This is a genomic window from Demequina litoralis (assembly GCF_030418455.1).
Taxonomy (GTDB): domain Bacteria; phylum Actinomycetota; class Actinomycetes; order Actinomycetales; family Demequinaceae; genus Demequina; species Demequina litoralis.
Map to the genome: position 1 here is coordinate 547434 of NZ_JAUHPW010000001.1, position 21197 is coordinate 568630.

The window sequence follows — 21197 nt, forward strand, 5'->3', positions numbered from 1 at the left end:
CGCGGTTGTCAGTTCTCGTTGTCCTTGGAGCGGCGCGCGAGCCGGGCGAGCGCGACGCCGACGAGGAAGGCGATGGCCGCGGCGCCGATGCCGACCCAGATGAAGCCGGGGCCGTACGTGTCGAGCCACTCGGGCTCGAAGACGCCGAGCTCGATGTCCCACGCCTCGAGGAAGGCGAAGAAGAAGGACGCGACGCTGAGGGCGACCGCGATCGCGACGAACATGCCGTTGCGCGGCGCCGAGCCCTGGATGGGCTCGCCGGGCACGCGGGGACGCATGCCGAGCAGCGGCTCGATGCGGCCGTGGAGCGCGGGGATCAGCCAGATGGCGGGGATGACGCCGAAGAGGACGCCGCTCATGAGGATGTCGACCGCGTAGCCGATGCCCTCGAGGAGCAGGATCGACTCGGGCAGGCCCTCGACGAACTCGGCGTCCTCGACGCCGATCCACACCTTCGACAGGTCGACGATGGCGGACAGCGCCTTGTCGATGACCACGACGGTGACCGCGGCGATCGCGATCTGGAGGCGGTTGCGCGGGTTCCGCACGAGCGAGCCGGCGATGTAGAGCGCGAGGAACATCTGGATGATGCCCTCGACCTCGGCCAGGCCGGAGAAGTCGCCCATGAGCAGGTCGACGAAGATGACCTCGCCGATCGGGGCGCCGAGGGCGGCCCAGAACGGGTTGAGGAGCGCGACGAGCGCGAGCGGCACGAACACGAAGTAGCTGACGGAGACGTCGACCGGGCCGATCGTGACGTCGGGGACGATCTCGAGCACGAGGTTCGCGACGCCGGAGAGCGCCATCGAGAGCACGAAGACCATGAGCTTCTGCGAGCCCGTGAGGTCGCGGGGCAGGCCGGCGACGGTGCCGCGCAGCCTTCCGGTGCGCTCGTCGGGGGCGGTGGTCTGGGACATGAGGAGCTCCTCCATCGGAACGGGTGGTGTCAGGAGACTGCAGGGGTCGGGGTGACCTGTCGCAGGAGCGCGAGCAGGCCGTTCGCGTCGTCCACCACGTCGGTCGCCTTGCCGGCGGCCAGCGCGGAGTCGAGCACGTCGTCGACGACGGCCCCGCCGCGCACCATGACGCGGCGGCCGATGCCGGCCGCGAGCGCGGCCTCCGCATCGGCGTGGGGCTTGTCGCCGTAGAACCAGGACGACGCGGGGTCCGCGTCGGCGATCCGGAGCGCCTCCTCGACGATGCCGACGTGCGGCTTGCGCACACCGTGCTCGTCGGAGCAGACGTACGCGCCGATGAGCGGCGCGAGCCCGTGGGCGGCGCACGCGTCGCGCACCGCGCGTCCGGACAGGGTGTTGGAGACCACCACGATGGGCATCCCCAGGTCGCGGGCCCGCTCCATCGCCTCGGCGACCCCGGCGCGCAGCGTGCGGCGGCTCTTGGCCCTGCCGTAGCGGTGCATGAGGTCGACGGCCTCGGCGGTGAGGACGGCCCGCGCCCGGTCGTCGAGGTCGGCACCGAAGCACTCGACCCAGAACTCGAACGGCGTCGTCTCGGCGAGCGAGCCGCCCTTGCGCTCGGCTCGACGCTCACGAGCGACCCGGATCATGGTCGCGGCCTCGTCGGCGCTCAGCGGCGCCTCCGCCGTCGACAGCAGGCGCGAGAGGTGCTCGCCGAGCGCGAGCAGCGCGTCGACGTCGGGATGCGAGGCGGAGATCACGCCGCCGTGGTCGATGAGCAGCGCCCCGCGGCGGGGAGCGCGCGGGGACGATGCGGCGGGCGCCTCGTCGACCTCGTCCGCCGGCGCGGCGAGGGCGGCCTCGAAGGCGTCGGCCAGCTCGGCCGGGGTGTCGAAGACCGCGTCGGGCCGCTGTGCGACCGCGAACGGCGGGTGGTCGGTGTGCTTGTCGCGCGTGACGATAGCGGCCCCGATGCCCGCCCGGCGCGCGGCCACCACGTCCCGGTCGAACGTGTCGCCCACGTACCAGCAGTGCTCCGGGGCCACGCCGGTCGCGGCGGCGGCGAGCTCGAGCATGCCGGGGTTGGGCTTGCGCATGCCGACCTCGTCCGAGTACACCTGCACGGCGAACGCGTCGGCGAGGCCCAGCTCCGCGAGGATGCGGCGGTGGCTGCGGCCGGAGTGGGCGTTCGAGACGATGCCAACCGGGATCGCCCGGCTGCGCGCGAGCTGGAGCAGGCGCCGCACGCCGGGGCGCAGGTGGTGGTCGCTGATGAGCGTCTGGAGCGCGTCGAGCAGCTCGGAGGACTCGGCGACGAGGAGCGCACGGGAGCGGGCGGGCAGCTCGGCGGCGAGGAAGTCCCCGACGATCTCGCGGGGCGCGAGCTCGCGCGGCTCGAGCCGGCGGCTCGACGCGTGCTTCCAGTGCGTGAGGGCCGTGAGGCCGGCCTCGAGGCTGCGGCGCACGTCCCCGACCGGGACGGGCACGAGCCCGCGGTCGAGCATCCCGGCCGCGAGCGCCGCGGCGTCGTCGAGGCCCGTCCCGCGCTTGGCGGTGGTCACGATGACGCCGCCGAAGTCGAGCAGCAGGGCACGCGGCCGGGGCATGCCCGCGGCGGCGTCGGCGGCCGGGAGGACCGGGGCGGTGAGGGTCGAGTGGGTCACGTTCTGGACGCTACTGGAGCGTTCCAGCCCGGCACCGATCCGTTCCCTCGAATTCGCCCGACGTTCACCCGACGTTCTGCTAGAACAGCAGGGTGACCACGCCCGCGAGACCCGCGCCGACCATCATCGACGTCGCGCGCGCCGCGGGGGTGTCCAAGTCCCTCGTGTCGCTCGCGATCCGCGGGGACGCGGGCGTCTCGGACGCCACCCGCACCCGCATCCTGGAGGTCGCCGACGAGCTCGGCTACCACTCGAACGCCCTGGCACGCGGCCTGGCACGCGGCCGCACGCAGATGGTCGGGCTGCTCGTGAGCGACCTCGCGAACCCGTACTTCGCGGACGTGGTCCACGGGATCGAGGAGGACGCGGACGCGACCGGCCTGGGCACGATCATCGGCCACGGCCGCGGTTCGGCCGAGGTGCTCGCGCGCCGGCTCGACGAGATCCTCGACCTCGGCGTCGACGGCGTCATCGTCATCTCGGCGATGCTCGACGGCGGGACGCTGGACCGCGCGGCCGCGCGCCGCCCGGTGGTGATGGTCGGGCGCCCCTTCGCTCCCCCGCGGCGCGTCAGCGTGGTCCGCAACCACGACGAGCACGGTGCGGAGGCGGCCGTCTCCCACCTCATCAGCCTCGGGCATCGCCGCATCGCCCACCTCGCATCGTCCCGCCGTGCGGCGGCGACCGCGCGCCGCGACAGCTTCGAGCGCACGATGCGCGCGGCGGGGCTCGCCCCGCACGTGATCGACGCCGGCGACGACGGGGTCGCCCGGCTGCTCGACCGCGTGGGTGCGCCGGACGGCCCCACCGCGTGCTTCGCGGGCAACGACCGGATCGCGACCGCGGTCCTGTCCGACGCGCTCGACCGGGGGCTCGGGGTGCCGACGGACCTCAGCGTGGTCGGCTACGACAACGCGGAGGCGGGGCGGCTCGTGCGTCCGGCCCTCACCACCGTCGAGCAGCCGCGCGAGGCCATGGGCCGCGAGGCGATGCGGCTGCTGCGCGCGCGCATCGACGGCGACCGCGAGGTCGCCGAGATCACGCTCGAGCCGCGCCTCGTGGTGCGGGGCTCGACCGGTCCCGCGGCCTAGCCGGCGGCGCGGGTCGCGTTCAGCCCGTCACGCCACGACAGCCACTCGTCGAGCGCGGGGATCGCGTAGTCGGGGCCGCCCGCGCCGATGGTGAAGAGCGTCGCGCCGAGCGCGTGGAGCTCCTCGGCCTCCGCGATGCCGCGCCGCCCGACCTCGACCGAGACCTCGATCTCGGACACGTCGCGCCCCACGGCCTCGCCGTGCCCGGCGAGGATCCCGAGCTTGCGCTCGAGCGTGGGTGCGTCGGAGAAGCTGTGCCAGATGTCGGCGTGCCGGGCGACGAGCCGCAGCGTCTTGCGCTCGCCCCCGCCGCCGACGAGCACGGGGATGCGGCGCGTCGGCGGCGGGTTGAGCCGCGCCCACCGCTCCTCGATCGCCGGCAGCGCCTCGCCCAGGTCCGCGATGCGGGATCCCGCGGTGCCGAACTCGTACCCGTACTCCGCGTAGTCGCGCTCGAACCACCCCGAGCCGGTGCCGAGGATGAACCGCCCGGTGCCACCCTTCGCGCTGATGTGGTCGATGGTCCGCGCCATGTCCGCCTGGAGGTGGGCGTTGCGGTAGCTGTTGCAGTTGACGAGCGCGCCGATCTCCACGCGCGAGGTCTGCTCGGCGAGCGCCGCGAGCATGGTCCACGACTCGAAGTGGAGGCCGTCGGGATCGCCGTACAGCGGGAAGAAGTGGTCCCAGTTGAACAGCACGTCGACGCCGGCGTCCTCGAGCTCCGCCGCGACCTCGCGGATGCGTGCGTAGGGCGCGTGCTGGGGCTGGATCTGGACGGCGATACGGACGGGTCGGGTCGGTGACATGCCTGCTCCTGCCTGGTGCGGGTTCCTCCGGGCAGGCTATCGCGAGGGTTGCGGCTTAGGCCGGGGCCGAGGCGCTGGACTCGCGGACGACGAGCTCGGGCGCGAACACGACGCTGCGCGCAGGCCGGCCCTCGCCGGCCTCGAGCACGAGCTCGACCGCGGTGGCGCCGATGAGCGCGCTCGGCTGCCGGATGGAGGAGATCGGCACCACCGCCGAGGCGGCGTAGGCGATGTCGTCGTAGCCCACCAGGGCGACGTCCTCGGGGACCCGCACCGGGTCGTCGGCGAACAGCAGCGCGCGCTGGATGCCGATGGCGAGCAGGTCGTTCGCGGCGACGATGCCGTCGATGCGGCCCTCGCGGATCAGGGGCGCGAGCGCCTCGCCCACGCGCTTGCCCTCGTCGAGCGACATCTCGTCGGCGCCGCACAGGCGCAGGGTCGCGGCCGGCTCCTGCGCGACCGCCGCGGAGGCGCCGGCGAAGCGGTCCGCGACCTGGCGGATGCGGAGCGGCCCGCCGACGAACGCGAGCCGGCGGCGGCCGGTCTCGAGCAGGTGGCGCGCCGCGAGGGTGCCGCCGGCGACGTCGTCGACCGCGACCGAGGAGAAGCCGGACTCCCCCGCCTCCCGGTCGACGAGCACGGCCGGGATGCCGTGCGCGCGCATCTGCGCGAGGCGCGCGAGGTCGTCGCCCGCGGGCGAGATGAGCACGCCGCCCACGCGCTGCTGCTCGAAGACGTCGAGATGGAGGCCCTCGCGCTCGGTCGAGTCGTCGGAGTTCGCGAGGAACACGCTCATGCCCTCGCGCGCGGCGCGAGCCTCGGCGCCCCTCGCGACGTCGGTGAAGAACGGGTTGCCCACGTCGAGCACGAGCAGTGCGAGGCTGCGGCTGCGTCCGGCGCGGAGCTGGCGTGCCGCGGCGTTGGGCACGTAGCCGAGCGCGTCGATGGCGGCGCGCACGCGCTCGACCGTCTCCGCCTTGACCTGGTCGGGGCGGTTGAGCACGTTCGACACGGTGCCCACGGACACGCCCGCATGCGCCGCGACCTCCTTGACGCTGACCACCCGACGGCCTCCCCGACTCGACTGCGGCCAGGATACTGAAACCTTCCACCGTGCCCGGGAGGGCCTGCCGATTTGACGGCGACCACCTCGCACGCGTAACTTTTGAAACGATTCATTGAGAGGGTCGACGCACGACCCGCCCCCTCGCTCAAAGGAGAGAAACGATGGCCTTCAGCAGCCACGTCGCCAGCCGCCTCGAGGAGCAGGCCATCGAGCTTCCCTCGTGGGCCTTCGGCAACTCGGGCACCCGCTTCAAGGTGTTCGGCACGGCCGGCACCCCCCGCGACCCGTTCGAGAAGATCGCGGACGCCGCCCAGGTGAACAGGTACACCGGGCTGTCACCCTCGGTCGCGCTCCACATCCCGTGGGACAAGGTCGACGACTACGCGGTGCTCCGCAAGCACGCCGAGGACCTCGGCGTCTCGCTCGGCACCATCAACTCGAACACGTTCCAGGACGACGTCTACAAGCTCGGCTCGCTCACGCACCGCGACGAGAAGGTCCGCCGCCAGGCGATCGACCACCACCTCGAGTGCATCGACATCATGGACGAGACCGGCTCGCGCGACCTCAAGATCTGGCTCGCCGACGGCACCAACTACGGCGGCCAGGACGACATGCGCGGCCGCCAGGACCGCCTCGCCGAGTCCCTGCGCGAGATCTACGCGCGCATCGGCGAGCACCAGCGCCTGGTGCTCGAGTACAAGATCTTCGAGCCGGCGTTCTACCACATGGACGTGCCGGACTGGGGCACCTCGTACGCCCAGGTCGCCGCGCTCGGCGAGCGCGCGACCGTGTGCCTCGACACCGGCCACCACGCCCCCAGCACCAACATCGAGTTCATCGTCATGCAGCTGCTGCGCCTGGGCAAGCTCGGCTCGTTCGACTTCAACTCGCGGAACTACGCGGACGACGACCTCATCGTCGGCGCCGCCGACCCGTTCCAGCTGTTCCGCATCATCGTCGAGGTGCTGCGCGGCGGCGGCTACGGCAAGGACGGCGACACGGCGTTCATGCTCGACCAGTGCCACAACATCGAGGACAAGATCCCGGGCCAGATCCGCTCGGTCCTCAACGTGCAGGAGATGACGGCCCGCGCGCTGCTGCTCGACCGCGACGCGCTCGACGCCGCACAGGCGGCCGGCGACGTCCTCGGCGCGCACTCGGTCTTCATGGACGCGTTCTACACCGACGTCCGCGCGGACCTCGCCGCCTGGCGCGAGGAGCGCGGCCTGCCCGCGGACCCGATGAAGGCGTTCGCCGAGTCCGGCTACCTCGCGTCCATCGCCGACGAGCGCGTCGGCGGCGTCCAGGCCGGCTGGGGCGCCTGACCCCTCCCCCCTCGCCGGGCGGGCTCCTCCTCGAGCCCGCCCGGCACCCCCGCATCGTCCACACCGAAGGTCCCCCGTACTCCCGAAAGGCTTCACCGTGACCGTCCCCACCTCCACGACCGCCGCGGAGCTCATCGCGCGCTCCAACCGCCTGGGCTCCGATCCCAAGAACACCAACTACGCCGGCGGCAACACCTCCGCCAAGGGCACCGACACCGACCCCGCGACCGGCGAGCCGATCGAGCTCGTGTGGGTCAAGGGCTCGGGCGGCGACCTCGGCACGCTCGGCACCAACGGCCTCGCCGTGCTCCGCCTCGACCGCCTCCGCGGCCTGGTCGACACCTACCCCGGCGTCGAGCGCGAGGACGAGATGGTCGCCGCCTTCGACTACTGCCTCCACGGCCGCGGCGGCGCCGCGCCCTCGATCGACACCGCCATGCACGGCCTCGTCGACTCGGCGCACGTCGACCACCTCCACCCCGACGCCGGCATCGCGATCGCGACCGCCGCGGACGGCGAGGAGCTGACCGCGACCATCTTCGGCGACAAGGTCGTGTGGGTGCCGTGGCGCCGCCCCGGCTTCCAGCTGGGCCTCGACATCGCCGCCATCAAGGAGGCCAACCCGCAGGCGATCGGCTGCGTGCTCGGCGGCCACGGCATCACCGCGTGGGGCGACACCTCCGACGAGTGCGAGGCGCGCTCGCTCGAGATCATCGACACCGCCGCCCGCTACATCGCGGAGCACGGCAAGGCGGAGCCCTTCGGCCCCGCGCTCGACGGCTACGGCGCGCTCGCGGACGAGGCGCGCAAGGCCAAGGCGATCGCGCTCGCCCCGGTGATCCGCGGCATCGCGTCGTACGACAAGCCGATGGTCGGCCACTTCACCGACGCCGACGTGGTCCTCGACTTCCTCGCCCACGCGGAGCACCCGCGCCTCGCGGCGCTCGGCACGTCCTGCCCCGACCACTTCCTGCGCACCAAGGTCAAGCCGATGGTCCTCGACCTCCCGGCGGACGCCCCGATCGAGGACTCGATCGCGCGCCTCCACGAGCTGCACGAGGAGTACCGCAAGGACTACCAGGCGTACTACGACGCGCACGCGACCGAGGACTCCCCCGCGATCCGCGGCGCGGACCCGGCGATCGTCCTGGTGCCCGGCGTCGGCATGTTCTCGTTCGGCGCGAACAAGCAGACCGCGCGCGTGGCCGGCGAGTTCTACATCAACGCGATCAACGTGATGCGCGGCGCCGAGTCGCTGTCGACCTACACGCCCATCTCGGACGCCGAGAAGTTCAACATCGAGTACTGGGCGCTCGAGGAGGCCAAGCTCCAGCGCATGCCGAAGCCGAAGTCGCACGCCACGCGCGTCGCACTCGTCACCGGCGCCGCCTCGGGCATCGGCAAGGCCATCGCGACCCGCCTGGTCGCCGAGGGCGCGTGCGTCGTCATCGCGGACCTCGACCTCGAGAAGGCGCAGGCCGCGGCCGCCGAGCTCGGCTCGACCGACGTTGCCGTCGGCGTCGCCGCGAACGTCGCGGACCCCGAGGCCGTCGCGGCGGCCATGGGCGAGGCGGTGCTGGCCTTCGGAGGCGTCGACCTCATCGTCAACAACGCCGGCCTGTCGCTGTCCAAGCCGCTGCTCGAGACCACCGAGAAGGACTGGGACCTCCAGCACGACGTCATGGCCAAGGGCTCGTTCCTCGTCTCGCAGGCCGCGGCCCGCGTGATGATCGCGCAGCGCATGGGCGGCGACATCGTCTACATCGCGTCGAAGAACTCCGTGTTCGCCGGCCCGAACAACATCGCCTACTCCGCCACCAAGGCGGACCAGGCCCACCAGGTGCGCCTGCTCGCGGTCGAGCTGGGCGAGCACGGCATCAAGGTCAACGGGATCAACCCCGACGGCGTGGTGCGCGGCTCCGGCATCTTCGCCGGCGGCTGGGGCGCGAACCGCGCCAAGACCTACGGAATCGAGGAGGAAGAGTTGGGCAAGTTCTACGCTCAGCGCACGATCCTGAAGCGCGAGGTGCTCCCCGAGCACGTCGCGAACGCCGCGGCCGTCATCACCGGCCCCGACATGTCGCACACCACCGGCCTCCACATCCCCGTGGACGCCGGCGTGGCGGCGGCCTTCCTCCGATGACCGCCGCGGTCGCCGCGGTCGACCTGGGCGCGACCTCCGGTCGCGTCATGGTCGGACAGGTGGGCCCCGACACCCTCGAGCTCCGCCAGATGGGCCGCTTCCCCAACGGTCCGGTGCACACGCCCGACGGGCAGCATTGGAACCTCCAGCAGCTGTACGCGCACGTCCTCGACGGGCTGCGCTCGGCGTCGCGCTGGGAGGACGGGATCCAGTCCATCGGCATCGACTCGTGGGCGGTCGACTACGCCCTCCTCCGCGGCGGCCGCGTCCTCGGCGAGCCGTTCCACTACCGCGACGAGCGCACCGCGCACGGCGTGGACCTGGTGCACGCCGACGAGCCGTTCTCCCTGCTCTACGCGCGCAACGGCCTGCAGTTCCTGCCGTTCAACACGCTCTACCAGCTGGCGGTGGAGCGCGAGGCCGGCATGCTCGGCGTCGCCGACCGGCTGCTGCTCGTGCCCGACCTCATGGCGTACTACCTCACCGGCGCGACCGTGGCCGAGGCGACCAACGCCTCCACCACGGGGCTCCTCGACGTGGCGACCAAGTGCTGGGACGGCGAGCTCATGGACCGCCTGCGCCTGCCGCGCGGGCTGTTCCCGCGCATCGTCCAGCCGGGCGAGCACATCGGCACCGTCCTCCCGCACGTCGCCGAGACGACGGGCCTCGCGGGCGACACGCCCGTCATCGCCGTCGGCTCGCACGACACCGCCTCCGCGGTGGTCGCGACCCCCATGACGGAGCCCGGCGGCGCGTACATCTCGTGCGGCACGTGGGGACTCGTGGGCGTCGAGACGGAGTCGCCGGTGCTCAGCACCGCGGCGCGCGAGGCGAACTTCACCAACGAGGGCGGCGTCGACGGCCGCACCCGGTTCCTGCACAACGTCATGGGCCTGTGGATCCTGTCGGAGACCATCCGCACGTGGGAGCGGGACGGCGAGAAGGTCGACCTCCAGCGCCTGCTCGCGGAGGCCGCCGCCGTGGGCGGCGACGTCGACATCTTCGACGCGAACGACGACGTCTTCATGCCCACCGGCGACATGCCCGCCCGCATCTCGACGTGGCTCGCGGAGCGCGGCCTGCGCGTCCCCGGCTCGCGCGCCCAGATGGCGCGTTGCATCGTCGAGAGCCTCGCGCAGGCCTTCGCCGACGCGGTGCACGATGCGGGGGCCCTGTCCGCGCAGGACATCCACCGGATCCACATCACCGGCGGAGGCTCGCTCAACGAGCTCCTGTGCCAGCGCACCGCGGACCGCGCCGGCATGCCCGTCGTGGCCGGCCCGGTCGAGGCCACCGCGATCGGCAACGTGCTCATCCAGGGCCGCGCGATCGGCGCGGTCTCCGGCTCGCTCGAGTCGCTGCGCGACCTGGTCGCGCGTACGTTCAACCCACGCGTGTTCGAGCCCCAGGCTCGCTGATCTGTCCGGATGAAGGGACACTGAACCGATGAAGATGGAGCGCCGAATTCCCCGGCCGGCGGACCTGGCTCCGCTCATGCGCTTCAAGCCGCTCGAGCTGGACGGCCGCAAGCGCCGCCTGGCGAAGGCCCACACCATCGCGGATCTGCGCGCGATCGCCAAGCGACGCACGCCCAAGGGCGCGTTCGACTACACGGACGGCGCGGCCGAGGAGGAGCTGTCGCTCGCCCGGGCGCGGCGCGCGTTCCGCGAGATCGAGTTCCACCCGGCGATCCTGCGCGACGTGTCGAACGTGGACACGTCCGTCGAGATCTTCGGCGGCCGGTCCGCGATGCCGTTCGGCATCGCCCCCACCGGCTTCACCCGCATGATGCAGGCCGAGGGCGAGCGGGCGGGCTCGTCGGCCGCCGGCGCGGCGGGCATCCCGTTCTCGCTGTCGACGCTCGGCACCACGTCCCCCGAGGGCGTGCGCGAGGCCAACCCCGACGGCCGCAACTGGTTCCAGCTGTACATGCAGAAGGACCGGGACAAGTCGATGCAGCTGATGCAGCGCGCGGCCGACGCGGGCTTCGACACGCTGCTCGTCACGGTGGACGTGCCGGCCGCGGGAGCGCGCCTGCGGGACAGCTACAACGGCTTCACCATCCCGCCGCAGCTCACCCCCAAGACGGTCCTCAACGCGATCCCGCGGCCCGAGTGGTGGTTCAACTTCCTCACCACCGAGCCGCTCACGTTCGCGTCGCTGTCGGAGTGGGACGGCACCGTCGGCGAGCTGCTCGACAGCCTGTTCGACCCGACCGTCGACTTCGACGACCTCGAGTGGATCCGCGACCAGTGGCCCGGCAAGGTCGCGGTCAAGGGCATCCAGACGCTCGACGACGCCAAGGCCGTGGTCGACCGCGGCGTCGACGGCATCGTGCTGTCGAACCACGGCGGCCGCCAGCTCGACCGCGCCCCCATCCCGTTCCGCCTGCTGCCGTCGGTGGCCGCGGAGCTCAAGGGCAAGACCGAGATCGTCGTGGACACCGGCATCATGGCGGGCGCCGACATCGTCGCCGCGCTCGCCTGCGGCGCCGACTTCACGCTCGTGGGCCGCGCCTACCTGTACGGGCTCATGGCAGGCGGTCGCGAGGGCGTCGACCGCACCATCGAGATCCTGTCCAAGGAGATCGTCCGCACGATGAAGCTGCTGGGCGTGTCCTCGGTGGCCGAGCTCAACCCCGATCACGTCACGCAGCTGCAGCGCATGGTGCCCGTCGCGGCGGCGCAGGCCGCGGCCACGCCGGCGTCGAAGCCGGCCGCCAAGCCCGCCGCCAAGCGGGCGACGGCGTCGAAGCCCGCCGCGAAGCGCGCCTCCGCCGCCAAGCCGGCGGCGAAGTCCGATGCCAAGCCGGCAGCGAAGTCCGCCGACAGCCTCGTGGCGAGCCCGAACCGCACCAAGAACTGACGCCGCCGCGCGTCGACCAAGGCGGGCCCCTCCTCCGGGAGGGGCCCGCCTTCGTGTCGCCTCCGGCGGTGCGTCACGATTCCTCACGGTTGATGCCCGCGAGAGGCGGGAAGCGTCACGAGTCCTCACGATTGCCGGCGGGGCCGCGGGGCCGCCGGGCCGCGGGGCGAGGCTGGGGCTGTTGGGCGGGTGCGCCGGGGCCCCACCTAGAGTGTGGGGGTGATCGACGTACACGCGCCCGGGCTGGGCCTCTGCCTGGGTGGCGGCGGCACCCTCGCCGGCGCGCACATCGGGGTGCTCCAGGTGATGCACGCGCGGGGCATCCGGCCGGGTCTGGTGGTCGGGACGTCCGCGGGTGCGCTCGTCGGCGCCGCGTTCGCGATGGGGATCGACCCCGACCGGCTCGAGGACCTGCTTCTCGACGTGCGTTGGCAGGACGTGGCGACCGTGCCGCGCCGGCCCGGAGCCGGGCTGCTCGATGCCGAGGCGCTGCGCGCCTCGGTGGTGGACCTCATCGGCGGCGACGTGCGGATCGAGGACATGCCGATGCGCTTCGCCGCCGTCGCGACCGACGTCGCCTCCCGCCGCGCCACGGTGATCGAGCGCGGATCGCTCGTCGACGCGCTGCGCGCGACCATCTCGGTGCCCGGGCTGTTCCGCCCCGTGCAGCTCGACGGCCGCAGGCTGCTCGACGGTGGCCTCAAGGCCAACCTGCCGCTCGAGGAGACCCTCGCGCTGGGGGCCACGCCCGTGCTCGCGGTGCGGGTCGCGCCCGACTGGGACGTGCCGGGGTACTCGAGCTCGAGGGTGGTCCGTGAGCTCTCGACCCGGGACGACGTGCTCGTCCTCTCCCCCGACCTCCGCGGCCGGACCTGGTGGCAGACCAGGGATCTCGGCGCGGTGGTCGCGGCCGGGCGTGCCGCCGCCGAGGCGGCGCTGCCTCGCTGAGCAGGCCGGGCGCCGCCCTCCCGTGGGTGGGGACGATGCGGCGGCTAGGCGGGCAGCGGCGCGGTCGCGGCGAGCGCGCGGTCCATGTCGTCCCGGTCGACCACGACCTCGTGGCGGCCGGGCCCGACGACCGCGGGCGCCGCGCCGGGGATGTCGACGTCGGCCGAGGTGCCGGCCGGCACCTCGAAGGCGACGGTGAGCGCCGCGTCGTCCAGAGTCCAGGCGACCTTGGCGGGCCCGTACGGGGTGAGGTGGCGGACCGTGGCGCGTGTGAGCGTGCCGCCGGGGCGCGGCGCGACACGCAGACGGCGGTAGCCGGGCTCCGCGGGCGCGAGGCCGCCGACGACGCGATGCATCCAGTCCGCGACCGAGCCGAGCGCGTAGTGGTTGAACGAGGTCATGTCGCCGGGGTTCACGTCGCCCGAGGCGAGCATCGAGTCCCAGCGCTCCCAGATGGTGGTCGCGCCGCGGTCGATGGTCGACAGCCATGACGGCGCCTCGTGGCTCTGGAGCAGGCCGTACGCCTCGTCGAGGTGCCCGGTCGCGCTGAGCGCCCAGGTCACGAGCGGCGTGCCGGCGAAGCCGGTGGCGACGGTGTAGCCCGACTCGCGGACCAGCTGCGCGAGCCGGTCGCCGATGCGGCGGCGCGCGTCCTCGTCGGTCACGAGGTCGAAGGCGATCGCGAGCGCATAGGCGGTCTGGGTGTCGGCGCTCGGGTCCTGCTCGCCCGCGGCGTCGACGCGGTAGCGCGCGACGAAGGCGGTGCGGACCTCGGCGGCGAGCGCCGCGTAGCGCGCGGCGTCCTCGGCCCGGCCCAGCACCGTGGCCATCTCGGAGACGGCCGCGGCGGATCGGGCGAAGTACGCGGTCGCGACCAGGTGGGGGTCGGTGACGGCCTCCATCGGGTTCTCCGGCGGGGCGGTCGGATCGAGCCAGTCGCCCAGCTGCAGGCCCTCGTCCCAGACCCGTCCCTCGCCGGCGAGACCCTCGACGTGGTCGACCCAGCCCTTGGCCGAGGAGTACTGGCGGGCGAGGATGCCGGCGTCGCCGGAGGCCTGGTGGAGCGCGAGCGGCACGAGCGTCGCGGCGTCGCCCCAGCCCGCGATGTCCTGCCAGGGGCGCCAGAACGCGCCGCCGGGGATCCACGGCACGTACACGGGGACGTGACCGAGGCGCTCCTGCTCGGAGGTCAGGGTGCGCAGCCAGTCGACCAGCATGCCCTGGACGTCGTACAGGAACGCCGCGGTGGGCGCGAAGGCCTGGATGTCGCCCGTCCAGCCGAGACGCTCGTCGCGCTGCGGGCAGTCGGTCGGGATGTCGACGAAGTTGGACTTGAGGCTCCATCGGACGTTCTCGTGGAGGCGGTTGAGCTCCGGGTCGGAGCACTCGAACCAGCCGATGCGGCGCATGTCCGTGTGGAGCACGCGCGAGACGACGGCGCCGGGCGTGGGCGCGGCCGGGATGCCGCTGATGTGGGCGTAGCGGTAGCCGTGGATGGTGAAGTCGGGCTCCCACACGAGGGGCTCGCCGGCGCTCACCACCTCATCGACGGACGGCGCCTCGCGCAGCGGGCGCGTGCACAGCGTGCCGTCCTGGAGCACCTCGGCGTGGCGCACGGTGACCACGGTGCCGGCGGGCAGCGCGGGCAGGGTCAGGCGCGGGCGCCCGGCGTGGTTCTGGCCGTAGTCGACGAGCCAGCCGTCGCCGTCCGCGGTGACGTTCACGGGGTGGAGCTCCTCGGTGCAGCGCACCGGGGGGCCGTCGGGGGCGCACAGCGTCGCCGTGTCGAGCTCGTGCACGGTGACGGCGTCCCACGAGGCGTCGTCGAAGCCGGGCTCGCTCCAGCCGGCGGGCTCGCGTCGCGCGTCGTAGCGCTCGCCGTCGTAGAGGCTCGCGTGGTCGAGCGGCCCGGGCGCGGTGCGCCAGCTGCCGTCCGAGGCCACCACCGTGGTGCCCGCGTCGGTCACGACCTCGAGCTGGACCAACGCGCCGACGTGGGTGCCGTAGATGTCGGAGGTGCCGCCCTCGAAACCGAAGCGGCCACGGAACCAGCCGTCGGCGAGCGCGAGACCGATCGCGTTGGCGCCGGGACGGACCAGGGCGGTGACGTCGTGGACGTGCACGCGCAGGCGGTCCTGGTAGGGCGTCCACCCCGGGAGCAGCGTGTCCTCGGTGGTGCGGCGGCCGTTGACCTCCGCGCGCACGAGGCCGTGGGCCGTGAGGTGGAGGCGGGCCGCGCGGACCTCGGTGCCGGGCACCGTGAAGTCGGTCCGCAGGAGCGGAGGGCGACGGTCGCCGCCCTCCGCCTCCGTGGCGGGACCCACGAGGCGCGCCCGCCAGTCGGCGGCGCCGAGCGCGCGCTCGGCGACCGCCTCCGGGCTCCACGCGCCCCACGCGCCGTCCGCGTCGCGCACCCTCACCCGCACCTCGGCGCGGGCGCGGGCGGGCAGGGGCGCCGCGGGCCACGGCACGAGCACCCGCGCATCGTCCTCCGCCGCGACGGAGCCCTGGTCGAGGACCGTGCCGTCGGGCGAGGTGACGAGCCACGCGATCTCGTACGCCGCCTGGACCGTGCCGGGGGCGACCGTCCAGCTGAGGCGCGGCCGCTCCTCGCCGATGCCGAGCGCGACGCCGTCGCGGTGCTCGATCCTCAGGTCGGATGCGGTGGTGTCCATGCGGGTGCTCCCTGGTGCGGCGCGGCGGTGCGGGTGGTGATGCGAGGCGATGCGGCTCAGCGGGCCTCGACGGCCTCGGGCTCGGCCGAGCCCTCGATCGCGTCGAGGTCGTCCTCCGTGTCGGCGACACGCGGGAACCTGTTGATGACGAACACGCCGAGCAGGCCGCCGACCGCGATGCACGCGGCGACGAAGAGGAACAGCACGTTCGGCGACGCCTCGAGCAGCGTGGGCGTCCACAGCGCCACCAGCGCGGCGACCACGCGGGTGAAGAAGATCATGAAGCCCTGCGCGGTCGAGCGGTACGTCGTGGGGATGAGCTCCTGGGCCCAGACCTTGAACATCGGCTCGCCCGCGATCGCGCCGGCGATGCTGCCCACGACGCCCATGACGATGAGCGGGAGGACGTTGACGCCGAAGACCACGGGGATGAGGTAGCCGGCCGAGTAGAAGATCGCCATCACGCCGAACCACTTCATGCGGTTCGGGCCGTCGACGATGCGCATGAGGAAGTACGTCGCGGCGAACGCGATGAGGAAGGTGACGAGGCCCACGGCCGACGCGAAGGACACGGTCGAGCCGGCGAGCTCGACGTACATGTAGGTGGTGAACTGGCCGCCCGTGTTGGCGCCGACGTTGACGAGCGCGTAGAAGGCCGCGACGGACAGCATCGGCAGCAGGTAGGGGCCGGTGACGAGGCGCTTGAGGGTGCCCATGTCCATCTCGCGGGCGGCGCCGGAGGCCGCGGCCTCGTGCTGGGCCTGCCACTTGTGCGACTCGGGCATGCTCGCGCGCAGCACCAGCGTGAGCACCGCGACGACGAGGACGTGCAGGTAGAGGATGCGGCCGCCCATCTCGCCCATGCCGCCGACGACCATGCCGAAGAGCATCGAGGCGAGGATGCCGACGAGCCACAGGATGTGCGAGAAGGAGATGAGGCGTCCGCGGTGCTGCGGCGGCGCCTCCTCGGCGATCATCGCGAGCGAGGCGGGCAGGTCCGCGCCCACGGCGAAGCCCAGGAGGACGATGCCCGCGTACAGGAACGCGACGGACGGGGCGAAGGCGAGCGACGCGGCACCCACGATGTAGATGCCCATGGTCACGAGGAAGACGCGCTTGCGCCCGAACTTGTCCGCGAGGCGGCCGCCCACGAGCGCACCGAGCGCCATGAGGAAGGTCAGCATCGCGGAGAGCTGGCCGATCTGGCCGGTGCTGAGGCCGAACGGGTCGGTGTACAGGACCAGCGCCGTTCCCGTGGAGATGATCGCGGCCGCGTCCAGGTACGACGCCATGCCGGCGACGCCGGTGCGGTACCAGACGCGACCCGGGATGCGGTCGCTCGAGGTGAGACTCATCGTTGATTCCCCTTCTCTTGGGCTCGCGGCTCTGCGTGGGCCCCGCGCCCCGATTTGAAGCGCTTCAAGTGCAGTGATTGTGGGAGCGCGCGACAAACGTTGTCAAATCCCGGCGGAGCCGATGCGGCCCCTCCGCAGCGGCGTCGCCCTCCCCGCGGAGGGGTCCCGCCGCCGGGCGGAGGCCGAGGCCGCGCAATCGCGGCCGCCGTCCGGGCCCTCCCATTCTCGCCGCCGCCCCACCCCGCCCTGCAGGCGAAGGTCCCGCGCGCGGCGCGCGGCCGGGCGGGCGGCGGCGCCGATCCGCGGCGCCCGGGACCTTGGGCACGCACCACCCCCCGAATCCATGGTTGAATCGTTTCATCCGGTCCAGGAACGGCGCGACGAGGCCGTCTCGCCCCAACAACAGGAGGATCCCCGTGTCCGCTGACCACCCGAAGCCCACGCTCGACGAGATCATCGAGCAGATCGGCGAGTGCGGCGCCCGCATCTGCGAGATCGACGCATCCGAGGCCGGCGCCGGCAACATCTCCGTCTACATGGGTTGGGACGTGGAGGTCCGCCGCCACTTCCCCAACGCCGAGGAGATCGAGCTCCCGGTCCCCGCCCCGGCGCTCGCCGGCGGCACCGTGCTCGCGACCGGCTCCGGCCGTCGCCTGCGCCAGATCGAGCAGGAGCCCCTCGCCGCGATCGGCGCCGTGAAGATCCACGAGGGCGGCCTCACCGGCACGCTCTACACGTCGAACACCCGCAAGTTCGCGCGCCTCACCTCGGAGTTCAACTCGCACCTCGCGGTCCACCAGGACCAGGTCGAGCGTCGCGGCGTCGACTTCCAGGCGGTCGTGCACGCGCAGCCGCCGCACCTCACCTACCTGTCGCACATCCCCGCCTACCGCGACACCGCCCGCATGAACGCCGCCATCCTGCGCTGGGAGCCGGAGAGCATCGTGTCGCTGTCGCAGGGCATCGCCGTCCTGCCGTTCTTCGTGCCGGGCTCGGAGGAGATGGGCACCGCGAACGTCGAGGGCCTGCGCGACTTCGAGATCACCCTGTGGTCGAAGCACGGCACCATGTCCCGCTCGGACATCTCGGTGTTCCGCGCGGTCGACCGCGTCGAGTACGCCGAGACCGGCGCCAAGTACGAGTACATGGACCTCGTGGCCGGCGGCCGCGCCGAGGGCCTCACCAAGAAGGAGATCTCGGACGTCGCCACGACCTTCGACATCGACTCGCCCTGGCTCGCATAGCCGCACCAGCTCAGCACGGAAGGCCCGCGCTCCCCTCGGGGGGCGCGGGCCTTCCGCATGTCCGGGCCGCCGCACGGCGGCCTCGGCGCGATCGGCGACACGGTTCCATCCGGCCATCCGGCGGGGATCCGCATCGCCGGACGGGGCCTCGCCGCCAACGTGGCCAGGACGGCGGACGATGCGCGCGCCGCGGCGCCCATCGAGCCCGCGACGCCCCTGGATCAGAAGGAAAGGAGTGCTCTCGGACCCAACCTCATTCTCTTCATGTGGCGTCCCGACGGGAGGTGCAACTTATTACGCAACCCCGTTCAGACGGCCCTCCTGAGCCCGTTCCCGCCAGCAATTCCTCCCGCCGAAACCCGTAGAGATGCTCGTTGAGGGCGCGTGTAACCGGCCCGTAACTTCATCGTCGAAAGCTCTACATGACAGCAGAGAGGCTGCACAGTGACGAACGACGTCGTACTCACGGTGACGGACATGTCGAAGAGCTTCGGCGTGGTTCGCGCGCTGAAGCACGTCGACTTCGAGCTCCGCGACGGCGAGATCCACGGTCTGATCGGCGAGAACGGCTCCGGCAAGTCGACGATGACCTCGATCATCGCCGGCAGCCAGCCTGCCGACAGCGGCACCATGCTCTTCCAGGGCGCCCCGTGGGCCCCCGCCACCGTCAACGAGTCCCTCGCGAACGGCATCGGCATGGTGGTCCAGGAGAGCGGCACCGTGCCCGGCATCACCGTCGCCGAGAACCTCTTCCTCGGCGAGACCGGCCAGTTCACGCGCTTCGGCATCGTCGACCGCCGGGCGATGAACAAGAAGGCCTCCGCCGCGCTCGAGGCGATCGGCGTCGAGGACCTCAACCCCGCCACCCCCGCGGGCGCCTGCGACTTCCAGACCCGCAAGCTCGTCGAGCTGGCGCGCGTCATGATGTACGAGCCCAAGGTGGTCGTGATCGACGAGACCACGACCGCCCTCGCGCAGGACGGCCGCGACCTCCTCTACAAGGCGATGGACACGCACAAGACCCGCGGCGCCGTCGTCTTCATCTCGCACGACCTCGACGAGATCATGTCGGTCTGCGACCGCCTCACGGTCCTGCGCGACGGCGACATCATCTGCACGTTCGACAAGGACGAGTTCGACGAGGGCGCGATCCGCGCCGCGATGATCGGCCGCTCGATGGAGGGCCACTACTACCGCGAGGACAACAAGGCCACGCACCACGACGAGGTCTGGCTGTCCGCCACCGGGCTCAACCTCGAGAACAAGCTCAAGGACGTGAGCATCGAGGTCCGCAGCGGCGAGATCGTCGGTGTCGGCGGCCTCAGCCACTGCGGCATGCACGAGCTCGGCAAGGCGCTGTTCGGCGCCGCCCCGCTCGAGTCCGGCGAGGTCGTGTCCCGCGGCGTCAAGATCACCAACGAGCGTCGCGCCGTGCGCAACGCGTTCGGCTACGTCTCCAAGGACCGCGACACCGAGTCGCTCAGCCTCACCGCCTCGATCCGCGACAACATCGCGAGCGCGGGCCTGCGGCTCATCGGCAAGGGCCGCGCCGGCCTCATCACGAAGCGCGCGGAGAACGCCTACGTGCAGACCCCGATCGACCAGCTCGAGATCAAGGCCCCCGGCGCCGGCACCATCGTGTCCACGCTCTCGGGCGGCAACAAGCAGAAGGTCGTCTTCGGCAAGTGGATCGCATGCGGCACCGAGGTGCTGATCCTCGACTGCCCGACCCGCGGCGTCGACGTGGGCGTCAAGCAGGCGATGTACCGCCTCATGACCCAGCTGAAGGACGAGGGCAAGGCGATCGTGCTCATCTCCGAGGAGATGACCGAGCTCATGGGCATGAGCGACCGCCTGCTGATCATGAAGGACGGTCGCGTGGTGCGCGAGTTCGAGCGCAGCGCCGACCTCAACGAGATGGAGATCATCGAATGCATGATCTGAACCCCACCGACGTCAACAAGGAGACCGACGTGACCGTCGATACCAGGGACGACGCGAAGACGACGGCCACCTCCACCACCAAGGCGGAGACGACCACGAAGGCGGACGCGAAGGCGGCCTCCAAGGCCCGCCGCGGCAAGCTCTTCGCGGACCTCGCCCCCCTCATCGGCCTGGCGGTGCTCGCGATCGCGTTCGTGCTCGTGGGCACGTCGAGCGGCACGAACATGGGCTACGCGGTCGAGACGCTGATCAACCAGTCGGTGATCATCATCATCATCGCGACCGGCGCGATCTTCATCTTCGCGATGGGCTCGTTCGACATCAGCCTCGGCGCCTCGACGCTGGTCGCCGCCATGGTCGCGGGACTCGTGCACAACGCGACGGGGAGCCTGTGGCTCATGCTCGGCGCGGCCATCCTCACCGCGGTCGCCACCTCGCTCATCAGCGCGACCCTCGCGGCGGTGTTCAACCTGCCCGTCTTCGTCACGACCGTCGCGATGCTCTCCGTGCTGGGCGCGGTCGCCGCCGCGCTCGTGCAGACCACCGGCGGCGCGCAGATCCGCATCGATCGCGCCTTCTCCCGCGAGTACGACACCCTCGCGGTGAAGCTCATCGTCGCCGCCGTGTTCCTCGCGCTGTGCGTGTTCCTCTTCAACTACACGCGTCTGGGCCGCGTCGAGAAGCTCGTCGGCGGCAACCCGATGACCGCCAAGCTCACCGGCGTGTCCATGAAGCTCACCGCGATCGCGGCCTTCGGTATCGCCGGTCTCGGCGTGGGCCTCGGCGCGTTCCTCACGGTGCTGCGCACCCCGACCCTCACGGTGACCAGCGCCTCCGACATCGGGATGAACATCCTCGTCGCCATGGTGTTCGGCGGCATGGTCATCTCCGGCGGTCCGCGCAGCCGCATCTACGCCGCGATCATCGGCGGCATCTCGATGGCGCTCCTCAACCAGACCATGTCGATCATGCTCCAGGGCATGGCCGGCGGCGCCGGCATCGCACAGATGGTGCGCGCCGTCCTGTTCCTCGCAGTCGTGTGGCTGGCGGCCTCCGGGTTCCGCACCAAGGTGCTCCCCCGCTGACCTCCAGCCCTCCGCTCCACCCCGCAGTACCCACCCAAGCGCAGTACTCACCCAATGAAGGGAAGA

At 72.2% G+C, this 21197-nt stretch carries 15 protein-coding genes; 9 read left to right on the forward strand and 6 right to left on the reverse strand.

The window, feature by feature from the left end:
* Positions 1–8 precede the first annotated feature (8 nt).
* Both QQX09_RS02440 and QQX09_RS02445 read right to left on the reverse strand, forming a co-directional pair.
* A complete protein-coding gene (locus QQX09_RS02440) occupies positions 9–917 on the reverse strand; it encodes a DUF8171 family membrane protein (RefSeq protein WP_301131104.1) in 909 nt (302 codons plus the stop codon).
* Between the two features lie 29 nt (positions 918–946).
* The gene (locus tag QQX09_RS02445; RefSeq protein ID WP_301131105.1) at positions 947–2581 is read right to left on the reverse strand and encodes an HAD family hydrolase; all 1635 of its coding nucleotides are present in this window, start codon (positions 2579–2581) and stop codon (positions 947–949) included.
* Between the two features lie 92 nt (positions 2582–2673).
* Here QQX09_RS02445 and QQX09_RS02450 point away from each other — a divergent pair, with 92 nt between their 5' ends.
* Complete coding sequence (locus QQX09_RS02450) at positions 2674–3672, forward strand: LacI family DNA-binding transcriptional regulator (protein WP_301131106.1); 999 nt, start codon at positions 2674–2676, stop codon at positions 3670–3672.
* Here the strand turns inward: QQX09_RS02450 and QQX09_RS02455 are convergent.
* A complete protein-coding gene (locus QQX09_RS02455) occupies positions 3669–4478 on the reverse strand; it encodes an LLM class F420-dependent oxidoreductase (protein WP_301131107.1) in 810 nt (269 codons plus the stop codon). The two genes, QQX09_RS02450 and QQX09_RS02455, sit on opposite strands and share 4 nt — an antisense overlap.
* A 55-nt stretch (positions 4479–4533) precedes the next feature.
* Positions 4534–5541 (reverse strand): LacI family DNA-binding transcriptional regulator, encoded by a 1008-nt coding sequence (locus QQX09_RS02460; protein ID WP_301131108.1) that lies wholly within the window; start codon positions 5539–5541, stop codon positions 4534–4536.
* Positions 5542–5705: 164 nt separating this feature from the next.
* Between QQX09_RS02460 and rhaI the strand changes: the two genes are divergently transcribed.
* The 5 genes from rhaI to QQX09_RS02485 all read left to right on the forward strand — a co-directional run bounded on the left by rhaI (position 5706) and on the right by QQX09_RS02485 (position 12828).
* Positions 5706–6872 carry an L-rhamnose isomerase gene (rhaI, locus tag QQX09_RS02465; protein WP_301131109.1) on the forward strand — a complete coding sequence of 389 codons (1167 nt, stop codon included), beginning with the start codon at positions 5706–5708 and terminating at the stop codon, positions 6870–6872.
* 97 nt (positions 6873–6969) lie between these two features.
* On the forward strand, positions 6970–9015 hold the full coding sequence (locus QQX09_RS02470) for a bifunctional aldolase/short-chain dehydrogenase (RefSeq protein ID WP_301131110.1): 2046 nt from the start codon (positions 6970–6972) through the stop codon (positions 9013–9015).
* Positions 9012–10433 (forward strand): rhamnulokinase, encoded by a 1422-nt coding sequence (locus tag QQX09_RS02475; protein WP_301131111.1) that lies wholly within the window; start codon positions 9012–9014, stop codon positions 10431–10433. The genes QQX09_RS02470 and QQX09_RS02475 overlap by 4 nt, the downstream gene beginning before the upstream one ends.
* A 34-nt stretch (positions 10434–10467) precedes the next feature.
* Positions 10468–11880, forward strand: a complete 1413-nt coding sequence (locus QQX09_RS02480) for an alpha-hydroxy acid oxidase (protein ID WP_301131160.1) — start codon at positions 10468–10470, stop codon at positions 11878–11880.
* A 219-nt stretch (positions 11881–12099) separates the two neighbouring features.
* The gene (locus QQX09_RS02485) at positions 12100–12828 is read left to right on the forward strand and encodes a patatin-like phospholipase family protein (RefSeq protein ID WP_301131112.1); all 729 of its coding nucleotides are present in this window, start codon (positions 12100–12102) and stop codon (positions 12826–12828) included.
* 44 nt (positions 12829–12872) lie between these two features.
* Here the strand turns inward: QQX09_RS02485 and QQX09_RS02490 are convergent, their stop codons facing one another.
* A complete protein-coding gene (locus tag QQX09_RS02490; protein WP_301131113.1) occupies positions 12873–15503 on the reverse strand; it encodes an alpha-L-rhamnosidase in 2631 nt (876 codons plus the stop codon).
* Positions 15504–15559: 56 nt separating this feature from the next.
* On the reverse strand, positions 15560–16858 hold the full coding sequence (locus QQX09_RS02495; protein WP_301131114.1) for an MFS transporter: 1299 nt from the start codon (positions 16856–16858) through the stop codon (positions 15560–15562).
* A 416-nt stretch (positions 16859–17274) separates the two neighbouring features.
* Here QQX09_RS02495 and QQX09_RS02500 point away from each other — a divergent pair, with 416 nt between their 5' ends.
* The 3 genes from QQX09_RS02500 (at position 17275) to QQX09_RS02510 (ending at position 21131) form a co-directional block, all read left to right on the forward strand.
* Positions 17275–18102 (forward strand): class II aldolase/adducin family protein, encoded by an 828-nt coding sequence (locus QQX09_RS02500; protein WP_301131115.1) that lies wholly within the window; start codon positions 17275–17277, stop codon positions 18100–18102.
* Between the two features lie 444 nt (positions 18103–18546).
* Positions 18547–20046, forward strand: a complete 1500-nt coding sequence (locus QQX09_RS02505; RefSeq protein ID WP_301131116.1) for a sugar ABC transporter ATP-binding protein — start codon at positions 18547–18549, stop codon at positions 20044–20046.
* Entirely contained in the window at positions 20034–21131 is a 1098-nt protein-coding gene (locus tag QQX09_RS02510; RefSeq protein ID WP_301131117.1) for an ABC transporter permease, read from the forward strand. The genes QQX09_RS02505 and QQX09_RS02510 overlap by 13 nt, the downstream gene beginning before the upstream one ends.
* The last annotated feature ends 66 nt before the right edge of the window (positions 21132–21197 follow it).

What these genes read in the sequence shown, in the direction of transcription:
- QQX09_RS02495 (WP_301131114.1), bottom strand. Translation starts at nt 16,858, where the DNA reads ATGAGTCTCACCTCGAGCGACCGCATCCCGGGTCGCGTCTGGTACCGC.
- rhaI (WP_301131109.1), top strand. Translation starts at nt 5,706, where the DNA reads ATGGCCTTCAGCAGCCACGTCGCCAGCCGCCTCGAGGAGCAGGCCATC.
- QQX09_RS02510 (WP_301131117.1), top strand. Translation starts at nt 20,034, where the DNA reads ATGCATGATCTGAACCCCACCGACGTCAACAAGGAGACCGACGTGACC.
- QQX09_RS02490 (WP_301131113.1), bottom strand. Translation starts at nt 15,503, where the DNA reads ATGGACACCACCGCATCCGACCTGAGGATCGAGCACCGCGACGGCGTC.
- QQX09_RS02440 (WP_301131104.1), bottom strand. Translation starts at nt 917, where the DNA reads ATGTCCCAGACCACCGCCCCCGACGAGCGCACCGGAAGGCTGCGCGGC.
- QQX09_RS02475 (WP_301131111.1), top strand. Translation starts at nt 9,012, where the DNA reads ATGACCGCCGCGGTCGCCGCGGTCGACCTGGGCGCGACCTCCGGTCGC.
- QQX09_RS02455 (WP_301131107.1), bottom strand. Translation starts at nt 4,478, where the DNA reads ATGTCACCGACCCGACCCGTCCGTATCGCCGTCCAGATCCAGCCCCAG.
- QQX09_RS02480 (WP_301131160.1), top strand. Translation starts at nt 10,468, where the DNA reads ATGGAGCGCCGAATTCCCCGGCCGGCGGACCTGGCTCCGCTCATGCGC.